10 protein-coding genes are annotated in these 10,507 nt (G+C 62.6%); 3 read left to right on the top strand and 7 right to left on the bottom strand.

Annotated features, from left to right (window positions below; genetic code table 11):
* On the top strand, nucleotides 1–322 hold a 322-nt coding region (locus ABSG20_RS20155; RefSeq protein ID WP_423866273.1), incomplete at its 5' end, for an MFS transporter.
* Between the two features lie 30 nt (nucleotides 323–352).
* Here ABSG20_RS20155 and ABSG20_RS20150 read toward each other — a convergent pair.
* Complete coding sequence (locus ABSG20_RS20150) at nucleotides 353–1,279, bottom strand: response regulator (protein ID WP_423866272.1); 927 nt, start codon at nucleotides 1,277–1,279, stop codon at nucleotides 353–355.
* Between the two features lie 257 nt (nucleotides 1,280–1,536).
* Here ABSG20_RS20150 and ABSG20_RS20145 point away from each other — a divergent pair, with 257 nt between their 5' ends.
* Nucleotides 1,537–1,878, top strand: coding sequence for an Hpt domain-containing protein (locus ABSG20_RS20145; RefSeq protein WP_423866271.1), 342 nt, complete (start codon nucleotides 1,537–1,539; stop codon nucleotides 1,876–1,878).
* Nucleotides 1,879–2,047: 169 nt separating this feature from the next.
* Here the strand turns inward: ABSG20_RS20145 and ABSG20_RS20140 are convergent, their stop codons facing one another.
* From ABSG20_RS20140 to ABSG20_RS20120, 5 genes are all read right to left on the bottom strand, one after another.
* The gene (locus ABSG20_RS20140) at nucleotides 2,048–2,983 is read right to left on the bottom strand and encodes a response regulator (protein ID WP_423866270.1); all 936 of its coding nucleotides are present in this window, start codon (nucleotides 2,981–2,983) and stop codon (nucleotides 2,048–2,050) included.
* Nucleotides 2,984–3,136: 153 nt separating this feature from the next.
* Complete coding sequence (locus tag ABSG20_RS20135; RefSeq protein WP_423866269.1) at nucleotides 3,137–3,835, bottom strand: response regulator; 699 nt, start codon at nucleotides 3,833–3,835, stop codon at nucleotides 3,137–3,139.
* Nucleotides 3,832–7,539, bottom strand: a complete 3,708-nt coding sequence (locus ABSG20_RS20130) for a PAS domain S-box protein (protein WP_423866268.1) — start codon at nucleotides 7,537–7,539, stop codon at nucleotides 3,832–3,834. Before ABSG20_RS20130 ends, ABSG20_RS20135 begins: the two co-directional genes overlap by 4 nt.
* Before the next feature lie 4 nt (nucleotides 7,540–7,543).
* The gene (locus tag ABSG20_RS20125) at nucleotides 7,544–8,173 is read right to left on the bottom strand and encodes a LuxR C-terminal-related transcriptional regulator (protein ID WP_423866267.1); all 630 of its coding nucleotides are present in this window, start codon (nucleotides 8,171–8,173) and stop codon (nucleotides 7,544–7,546) included.
* Nucleotides 8,170–8,628: a response regulator gene (locus ABSG20_RS20120; protein ID WP_423866266.1), complete on the bottom strand. Its 459-nt coding sequence runs from the start codon at nucleotides 8,626–8,628 to the stop codon at nucleotides 8,170–8,172. The genes ABSG20_RS20125 and ABSG20_RS20120 overlap by 4 nt, the downstream gene beginning before the upstream one ends.
* Nucleotides 8,629–8,922: 294 nt before the next feature.
* Here ABSG20_RS20120 and ABSG20_RS20115 point away from each other — a divergent pair, with 294 nt between their 5' ends.
* Entirely contained in the window at nucleotides 8,923–9,285 is a 363-nt protein-coding gene (locus tag ABSG20_RS20115; protein WP_423866265.1) for a hypothetical protein, read from the top strand.
* Here ABSG20_RS20115 and ABSG20_RS20110 read toward each other — a convergent pair.
* Nucleotides 9,206–10,507: ATP-binding protein (locus tag ABSG20_RS20110; protein ID WP_423866264.1), on the bottom strand; the 1,302-nt coding region annotated here is incomplete at its 5' end. The two genes, ABSG20_RS20115 and ABSG20_RS20110, sit on opposite strands and share 80 nt — an antisense overlap.

The raw sequence follows: 10,507 nt of genomic DNA, 5'->3' as shown, positions 1-10,507 counted from the left end.
GACGGCGTTCTCGCAATTGGCGCAGCCTGCGCTCCTGATCCTGAGCGGCGTCTTGCTCACCGCCGCCAACATGACCATGTCCTATGCCTATCACGCCTATCAGACCGAGGTGTTCCCGACCGCGATCCGCGCCCGCGCCTCGGGCCTCGTCTATTCGATGAGCCGGGTGAGCGCGACCTTTTCAGGCTTCATCATCGCCTATGTGCTGCGCAAGTTGGGCGTCGGCGGCGTGTTCGGCCTGATCACGGCGGCGATGGTCGTCGTGATCATCACGATCGCAGCGTTCGGCCCGAACGTGCGCGGCAAACTGCTGGAGGCTTGAACCTGAACCGACAGGCTGCTTGGCGCAGCGTCAGTTGTAGCTCCGCGACCACACCTCGGCCGGCCCGGTTCGCTCTGGTTCAAACCCGCAGAACTGCTTCAGCGTTTCGAACAGCGCGGCATTGCCTTCGGATTTTCTCAGGACATGCGCGGCGCCGGGGTGACCGGAAATCTCTCGCCGCAACCGCTGGTCGGTGGCCTCGCTGAGGTGCCGTCCCGACATCACGATGACGGGAATGGCCGCGGTCGCCGCGTCGGCGCGAAGCCTGGTCAGCAGATATTCCGCATCGCCGTTCGGCATGAAATAGTCGGTCACGATGACGGCCGGTTCGTTGCGGCGCGCGATCCCGAGTGCGTTGTGCCCGTCGGGGGCATAGGCGATATCGATGCCGCATTTCTCCAGCCGGCTGCTCAGCATTCGATGGATGTCGTTATCGTCATCGACCAGCAGCACGCACGGACGTCGCCGAATCTCAGGCTCGGTCGAACCGGATCGCCTGACCCTGCCGGCCAAGCGCGGATTGATTTCCGCCAATGCGGCTTCCAGATCGCTCCAGAAATTCGGTCCCTTGCGCGCATAAGATGCGCCAAGCCTTGCGCATCGATCGAGGGTGTCCGGATTTCTGCTGCCAGTGATCACAATCACATTCGTCGGCGCCCTGTCCTGCGCCATCAGATGCGCGCAAACCGACAGGCCGTCAACCTCCGGCATATTGACGTCGATGACGAGAACGTCCGGCTTGTTCCGGCTTACCCTGAGAAAGGCCTGCATCCCGGTGGCCGCCGTCGCGACATCGAAACCCATGCAAGCGCAGCGGTCTGAAAGCAATCGCACAACCGACGGATCGTCATCGACGATGAGCATCCTTACGGCCTCTTCGCTCGACTGAAATTCGATTGCGAACGCTGTCGCGTCCTGGACATCGCGCCGTTCCATTTCAAGGGCAGCTTGTTGCATGGTGTCGCTCCTGTTTCCGATCGCCGGATCGTGTCAGCCTGTCCGGCATTTCGGCATCGATCGGACCCCCGGATGAGCTAATGCCGGGTAACTATTGCCTCGGTACTAATGCGTAGCCCCCGTCCAGCTCACCCCAACCGATGTTCTGCGCTGCTCGCGCCGCTGACGAGCCGTCCGCCAAAAATCTGAGGGGATCATTAACGGTTGAAGTGTCTAATTTCTCGCGTATCGAAAGACGCGTCCATGGAGCTACCGTCATGAGCGACCTGTTCGTCGACCGCATTGCCGAGGTGCGCGAGCGCTTCGCCTCCAGAATAGACTACCGCATTGAAGAGATCGAGCGCGCGATGCCGCGAGAGAGCGACGAGGCCGGGCTTGATGCCATCATGATCGCGCATCGCCAGGCCCATGGCCTGTGCGGCATCGGCGCGACCCTCGGTTTTGTCGGAACCGGCAGGGTGGCGCGCTCGATCGAGCAATTGCTCCTCCCCGTCGTCAAAGCCGGACGCGAACTCACCGACGACGAGATCCCTCGGCTGCGCGAGGGACTGGCCCTGTTGCGCTCCACCGCGAGCGCCGAAATGGCCACTGTTCACTAGACGGCCGATTCCTTGAAATCTATCTCGTAGGATGGGTAGAGCGACCCGATCGGACGCATGTCCGAACTGGTCACGAAACCCATCGCAGCGGCGGAATTGGTGGGTTTCGCGAAGAGCTCAACCCACCCTACGACTGATTGCGCGCACTGCCCTCGTGCGCGCCGCGCGGTCAGTTGTGGCTCCCTAGCCAGACGTCGGTCGACCGGGTCCGTTCCGGCTCGAACCCGCAGAATTTTTTCAGCGTTTCGAACAGCGCCGAAGTATCTTCCGATTTCCTCAAGACATGCGCGGCCCCCGGGTGGCCGTAGATCTCCCGCCGCAGCGTTTGTATGGTCGTCTCGTTGAGTTGCCGTCCGGACAGCACAATGACGGGAATATTGGCCGTCACGGCCGTGGTGCGCAGCTTGGTCAGCAGATATTTGGCGTCGCCGTTCGGCATGAAATAATCGGTCACGATGACGGCAGGTTCGTCGCGGCGGGCCATCTTGAAACCCTGGATCGCATCGGAGGCATAGGCCAGTTCGATGCCGCACTTCTCGAGCCGGCTGCCGAGAAACCGGTTGACGTCGTTGTCGTCGTCGACGAGCAGCACGCGCGGATGTCGTCGTATCTCCGGAGGCGCCTCGTCGCCCGAACTTGATTGCCGGATCCCGCCGGCCATGCGGGGATGGATCTCCGCCAATGCGGCTTCCAGATCGTTCCAGAAGTTCGGCCCCTTGCGCGCGTAGTAAGCGCCAAAGCCCTCGCACCGCTCGAGCGTATTCGGATCCCTGCTGCCGGTGATCACGATCACGTCCATCGGAGCCTTTCCCGAGTCGAGAAGATGAGCGCAGACCGACAGGCCGTCCACTTCCGGCATGTTGACGTCGATCAGCAGAATGTCGGGCTTGAACCGGCCGGTCTTGAGAAGCGCCTGAATTCCATTGGCGGCGGTTTCGATATCGAAGCCCATGCGCGTGCAGTGAGCCGCAAGCAACCTCACGACCGAAGGATCGTCATCGGCGATGAGCATCCTGGGCGTATGGCCCCCCGATCGCCATTCAGCTATCGCGGGCGTACCTGCCTGAACGTCCGGTGCATCGATTTCCAAGGCCGATTGCCGCATGATGTCGCTCCTGTTACCGATCGCCGGATCGTATGGACTGCCCGGCATTTCGACATTGATCAAACCCCAGATGAACTAATGCGGGGCTAAATTCTGCCTGCGTAGTAATACACGGGAGATCGGTTGTTTGTGCTGCGCGGCAGGTGCCTCGCCTCAGCTGAGGGGGCTTCCGGAAGCCGAACAACTCTCGGCATGGAAAATCAGATCATCGAGCGCCAGGTTGGTTGCATCGCCGGCACCGGGAACCGCGAGCTCGGCAATGGCCGCGTCTTCGAGCGTGGCCGCCGCGTCGCTGAGTTCGGCAAAGCCATAGATTCCGCCGGCTCCCGATAGCGCATGCGCAACCATCTTGATCCGGTCCAGCGTGGCCGGCGGCCGGTTTCCATCCTTCAGCACAAGACGCTCTTTCGAAAGCGTGGCGGTATCTTTTCTGACCCTCAACAGGAACCCGGCCCGCAGATCTTGCATCGGATCGCGCGCCGGCTTGACATAGCTGCGCACCGATGCGGCCAGCGTCATGGGATCGAAGGGTTTCGCGATCACGCCGCTGGCGCCAAGCGAGCAGAAGTGATCGACCTCGCGGGCCTGGGCGCGGGCGGTCATGAAAATCACCGGGATGCCGGCCGTAACAGCGTTTTCCCGCAATTGCACGAGAGTTGCCGGTCCGTCCAGCCCGGGCATCATGACATCGAGCAGAATCATGTCAGGCTGCCAATCGGCGGCGACCGCGAGGGCCTCCTTGCCGGAGCCGCAGCTGCGCGTGGCAAAAGCGGGATCGAGGCCGAGGGATAATTCCACGACTTCGCGGATATCAGGCTCGTCGTCGACGTGGAGAATGCGGATCGTGGTCATGCGACTTCCTTTGCGGGTTGCGCCGGCAGCAGCGCCAGCCGATCGCGGACAGCGGCACTCAGGCTTTCGAGGGACGAATTCATCTTGGACAGTGCGGAGTTGACCTGACCGTCACATGGCACCTGCGCGCCGTGATTGGAGAAGATAATGACCGGAATGGAATTGCCGGTGCGGTCGCGAAGAACCGGCAACAGGTCGAGCCCGGAATTTCCGCCCAGCTCGATATCAATGACCGCGAGGTCGATTCGATCGGTTGCCAGCGTGCGGCGAGCGCTTTCGAGGCTGTCGGCGGAAACCACATCGGCCATCGAGCGGAGCTCCTGGTTGACCAGCGCAAGCACGTCGTAGTCGTCATCGACATGGAGGATCCGCGGACGTTGCCTCGGCGGCAGCGCCGTTGCGGCCTTGAGAAGTTCTATCAGGGGCCCGAAAGCGATTGGCTTGCGGAGCCAGCGCAATATATTGAGCCGGGACGATCTGACGTCGCCGCGGCCTTGATCGGCATCGCCGGCAATCACGATGACCGGTGTGTCCCGATAATCCGGCCGCGCCCGCAGCCGGACGATCAAGCCGACGCCATCGCCGTCCGGAAGCTTCAGATCGGTCAGGATCGCCGCATAGCGGGTTGCGTCCGCGCGCGCCAGCGCCGCGGCGACCGTGTGGGCAAAGTCGACCGCGAAGCCGGCCGACCGTAGCCCCGTCCGGACCAGCGCCGCCACTTCGCGGTTATCTTCGCAGAGCAGGATGCGCGCATCCGCCGGATCGGAGTCGAGGTCGATCTCGCCGCCGGCCCGGCCGTCCCATACCGGCAGGTCGACGTAAAAGATCGCGCCGCCGCCGGGCGCATCGTCAAAACCTATCTTGCCGCCCAATCGCTCGACGATCTGCTTGACGATGCTGAGGCCGAGGCCGGTGCCGCCCTTCTGCCTCGTATTGGTGGCGTCGGCCTGGGCGAATTTCTCGAAGATGTGCGCCTTGAATTCGTCAGGAATACCGGAGCCGTGATCGCGCACGCTGATGCGGACATCGTCAGCGATCTTCTCCACCGCGACCAGCACTTCCCCGCCGGCCGGAGAGAACTTGATGGCGTTGGAGAGCAGGTTGGTGATGACCTGGGCGAGCCGGTCGGGATCGGCGTTCACGTCAACGCCATTCGAGATGACACCAAGCCGCACGTGGACGCCATAGCTATCGGCAAATCCCCTGACGTCCTCGATGGCTTGGCCCGCCAGGGCACCCACGGCGACCTGGCTCAGATTGAACACGACGCGCCCGGACTCGAGTTTCTCGATGTCGAGAATGTCGTTGATCAGGCGAACCAGCCGCTGGCTGTTGGTGTGGGCGATCGTGAGCAGCCGCGCCGCGGATGGGGGCAAGGTGCTGGCCCACTGCCCCGCCAGCAGGCCGAGCGAACCGGAAATCGAGGTCAATGGCGTGCGCAGCTCGTGGCTCACGGTCGCGACGAACTCGTCCTTCAGCCGTTCGGTCTGCCGGCGTATACTGATGTCCCGGATGACGAGAAGCACTTCAGCACCCTCGAGGCGGCTGAGCATGATCTCGATCGGAAATTCACCGCCATCCTTGCGCCGGCCGGTCAGCTCAATGTCCGTGCCGACTTGCAGCACTATTGCATTTTCCGGCGCAGCACCGCTTTCGATCAGTTGTTCCGCGTAGCGCTCCGGGATGATGCTCTTGAGCTTCTGCCCGAGGAGTTCGTCGCGGCTGTATCCGAAGTCTTTCTCGGCCTGAAGGTTCAGCAGGACGATCTTCCCGCGGCGGTTCGCCACGACCATCGCCGCCGGAGCGGCCTCCAGCAGGCCGTAGTACCGCGCTTCCATCTGCGCCAGATGCTTTTCGGCATTCTTTCGCAGGCTGATGTCGCGGATCACCAGAATTCCTTCACCGCTTTGCAGCGGACTAAGGATGATCTCGACCGGAAACTCGCCGCCGTCCTGGCGTCGCCCGGTCAGATCAATCCCGGCGGCAATCTGCTGGGCCAGCACCTCGACCCCGTCTCGCAAGAGCCGCTCGGCGAATCCGTCCGGAATGATATTCGTCACGTTCTGGCCGAGCAGTTCGCTGCCGCCGTATCCAAACTGCTTCTTGGCCTGCAGGTTCAGCAGCACGATCTCGCCCTGCCGGTTCACCACGACCATGGCCTCGGGCGCCACTTCCAGCAGCCCTCGCGCCCTGGCCTCCAGCTGCGCCAGATGCCTTTCCGCCTCCCTGCGCACGCTGACATCCCGGATCGCGCTCGAAACCAGCATTCCCTGGTCCGTCTCCAGGGGGCTCAGACTGACCTCGATTGGGAATTCGCTGCCGTCCTTGCGCAGTCCGTAGAGCTCAAGGCCGACGCCCATGGGACGCACCTTCGGTGCCGAAAAGAACTGATCGCGGCTGGATGGATGTCGGGCGTGATAGCGCGGCGGCAGCAAACACTCAATCTTCCGGCCGAGCAGATCGGCCCGCGCGTGCCCGAACAACTTCTCGGTCTGAGCATTGACCAGGACGATGTTGCCGCTTCGATCCATGATGACGAAGGCGTCGGGAGCCGCTTCGAGCAGTCCGCGATACCTCGCCTCCATCTGCGCCAGATGCTCTTCTGCTTCCTTCCGCACGCTGATGTCACGGATCGCCGCCGTCACCAGAGTTCCTTCGCCGCTCTCCAGCGGGCTCAGCATGATCTCGATCGGGAACTCGGCGCCGTCCTTGCGCCGGCCGACCAGTTCGATGCCGGTGCCGATCTGCTGGGCCAGCGCGTCGGCCGGCGATCGCAGGCCGTCCGCGCGCAGGCGTTCGGCAAAGCCATCGGGAATGATGCTCGTTATCTTCTGTCCGAGAAGCTCGTCGTGACCATATCCGAACTGCTTTCCCGCCTGGAAGTTCTTCAGGATGATTTCACCGCGCTGGTTCACTACCACCATCGCATCCGGTGCCGCTTCGAGTAGCTCTTTGAATTTTTGTTCGGTCTTGCGTCGATGGTCAATGGTCCCCTGCAGTTCATCGGCGCGGCTTTCGCTCTGCGCGAGCTCCCTTGCGGCCGACCGGCGTATCGCAACAACCGAGGCCATCGCCAGCACGACAATGAGCCCGAGCCCGACCAGATTAACCACCAGGAGCCGGATGTTGGTCGATACCACAGTCGAGGTATGTTCCGCGACCAGCTGCCGTTGCTCGTCCATCAGGCGGAGCGTCGCAACGCGGATTCTGGTCATGAGATCGCGGCCCAGGCCGGTGCGGACAAGGGCCACGGCCGCGGCGTGCTCGCCGGCGTCATGCAGGCGGACGGTTTCCCGCAGCTCGGCGAACTTGCTCACCATCAACGGTTCGATTTCGGCAAGTGCCCGTTGCCGCGCCGGGTCGGCGACCACGGTCTTTCTCAGGTCGGCGACCGCGGTCAAACCGGCATCGACGGTGGTACCGAAAGTCTCAAGGTAGTCCGGATCGCCGGTGAGGAGATAGCCACGCTGTTCGCTCTCGGCGACGCGAACCGTGGCCATGATTCCCCACAGCCTGTTTTCGAGCTGCAGCGAACGGTTCATCATCTCCTGTCCGGATTGCGAGGAGACGACGAGATAGATCGAGGAGGCGCTGACAAGAATCAGGAAGCCGCATGCCAACAAGAGCGGCCACGCCTGCTTGGCCCACCGCTCACGCCTGCCCGGCTCGATGCTCGCCGCCGTCGTTTCCGCGGAAGGTCTCACGAAATCACCTGACTTCACCGAGCGCCATGCGGACCAGATCTGCCGCGTTTCTGGCCCCGAGCTTCCGCATCAGGCGGGCACGATGGCTTTCGAACGTTCTCGGGCCGATCTGCATGCGGATGGCGCCCAGCTTGTTGGAGCATCCCTGGCTGACATGACCCAGAACTTCGCGCTCCCGTGGGGTGAGAAGCTCGCGGATGGAGGGCGTCGCGACGTTTTCCGCGTGACCGGGCCCACCCGCGTCCGGGCTGGCGTTCCGCGACCACCAGCTGATCACATCGCGGCCAAGCGCGGCGGCGGTTTCCGGATATAACGGGCCCTCGAAGCTCTCGGCGATGGCCTGCATCATCGCGCAGGCGCGTTCGGTTTCATGAAACGCGGCCTCCACCAGCTGATGCATGCTGTCTCGCGTTTCCGCGCTGTCGTCAGCTTGGCCGAAGCCTTGCCTGATCTCGCAGATATAGAGCCGCAATGCGGTCAACGGCCCGTTGAGTTGATGGGCGATCGCGGATCCCACTTCGTTCGCGGCCCGCGTCCGTTCCGGCGACGGCCGTCCTATTTCAGGTTCGCCGGCCCTCTCGGTGCCGCTCTCCATCCATTTCGGATGGCTCGCCCGATTTTGTTTCTGCTTCATTGTATTGACTGTCCGGTCGAGGCCGCCGGGACAAGTCCGCGGTCGATGGCGGCAACCAGCTGCGAAGGCGAGAACGGTTTGCGCAGCGAAATCGTCGCGCCGCGCAGCTTCGCCATGCCGAGGAAATCCTGATCGGCATCCAGCGAATTGCGCAGCCGGAAGCCGGACATGGCAATGATCGGTACCGCCGACTCGCTTCGGATGCGCGTGATGGTATCCAGTCCATTCATTCCAGGCATGAACAGATCGACCATCACCACGTCAAACGGATCGGCCAGGAACGCGTGAATGCCCGCATGGGCGCGTGAGGTGACCACCGTGTCGCACTGGCGCCGGGCCAGGATGGCCTGAATGGCGGCGCAGACGGAGTCGTCGTCATCGATGACCAGAATTCGCGCCGCCGTCCTGGCGAGGGAGGGCATCTGGCTTGTGTCGTGGCGCTGTAGAGCAGACATGGAGCGACCTCATTTTGAAGGAATGCGTGATGGGTTACTCGACACTATGGCCGCAAGCTTCGACTTGAACAGGCGCGGTTTTCGGCTCAGACGCGATTGCGATGACGCTAGCGGTTTTCGTCCTATGCGCGCGTTAACTTACCTTTGCGTAGAAATACTGCAACCATCGCCCGCTGTTCGGGCGCGGCCATCGAGCCAGGCATTCTATTCACGCATTACATTTTTTTTCGCGGATCGTGACTGGCCATTAATCTCTGCCGTGGAAGCTTGCGGCAAAGAACAGGGGAGTACACGATGTACGCCGATCAATTTGAGGCCCGCCTCGCCAGGGTGCGGCACCGCTTCGCGACCACGCTCGAAAGCAAGATCACGGAGGCGGTGGTCTCGGCCGACCGCATGTCCCGAAGCACCGAGGGTGTCAGCAAGCAGGTTTCCCAATCCTATCGCGATCTGCACGGCATCTGCGGCATCGGACCGACGGTCGGGTTCACGGCCACCGGCGAAGCTGCGCGCATCGCCGAAGCACCCTTGATGCAGGCGCATCGCGAAGGCCGCGCCCTGACCGCCAACGAAATTCTCATCCTGAAGAAGGCGCTCCATAGCTTGCGCGCCGCCGCCGCATCGGAATTGCGATTGATGTACCAGCGCGGAGGCTAGGTCGCGCTTCGGCGCCTGCGGCATCGCCAAGCGCCAGTCGCACCATGCTGGCGAGGGCTGCTTTGCGATACGGCTTGGAGAGCAGCAACACGCCTCGATCGAGCCGTCCGTGGTGCACGATTGAATTCTCGGTATAGCCTGACGTATAGAGGATCTTCGTGCCGGGCCGGAGCCTGGTCACTTCGTCGGCAAGCTGGCGGCCGGTCATTGCGCCGGGCATGACGACGTCGGTGAACAAGAGATCAAAGGGCTGTCCGCGTTCGACATGCCCGAGCGCCGCAGCGCTATCGGCAACCGCGACCGTCCGGTAGCCCAGGCTGTCCAACTGCGCGGTGACGAAGCCGCGCACCAGATCGTCATCCTCGACCACCAGGATGGTTTCGCCGGCGCCATGTGTCGGCAAGACGACGGGAATAGCCGCCTCGACGCATCCGCCGGCGCACGGCAAATAGAGCTTGACCGTCGTGCCGTGGCCTTCCTCGCTGTAGATCTTGATGTGCCCGCCCGACTGCTTGACGAATCCATACACCATGCTCAGTCCGAGTCCGGTGCCTTTGCCCGACGCCTTGGTGGTAAAGAACGGTTCGAATACCTTTTCACACATGTCGGCCGACATCCCCGTACCGGTGTCGCTCACGGCGATCAAGCCATAGGCGCCCGGGCGGACGTCAGGATTGCCCTGCGCATAGGCTTCGTCCAGCACGACGTTTGCGGTCTCCAGAATCAGCTTGCCGCCGTCCGGCATGGCATCCCGGGCGTTGACGGCCAGATTGATCAGCGCATTCGCCAGTTGCGAGGGGTCGATACACGCGGCCGCCATGCCGTTTTCCAGTATCAAGCCGATTTCGATCTGCTCGCCAAGTGTAGGCCTGAGCAGCTTCCCAATATCGGCAATGGTTGCGTTGAGGTCCACGTTGCGTGGCTGCAACGGCTGCTTGCGGGCGAAGGCGAGCAACTGCTGGATCAGTTCGGTGCAACGGTCCGCTGCCTGGTCGATCAGAGCTGCCACCGCTTGAAGCTCGGGCCGATTGCCGAGGTCGGCGACCAGGATTTCGGTAGTGCCGGCAATCACCGTGAGCATGTTGTTGAAATCGTGCGCGACGCCCCCGGTGAGTTTGCCGATCGCATCCAGTTTTTGCGACTGGTGCAGCTTGCGCTCGATGTCGCGGAGCTTCTCATTGGCCACCAGCAGATGCGCAGTGCGCTCGGCGACCGCGGCTTC

Origin of the sequence: Bradyrhizobium sp. (assembly GCF_049512235.1) — a bacterium.
Lineage (GTDB): Bacteria > Pseudomonadota > Alphaproteobacteria > Rhizobiales > Xanthobacteraceae > Bradyrhizobium.
The sequence above is the reverse complement of the archived record's forward strand: the minus strand, read 5'-3'. Positions and strand labels throughout refer to the sequence as shown.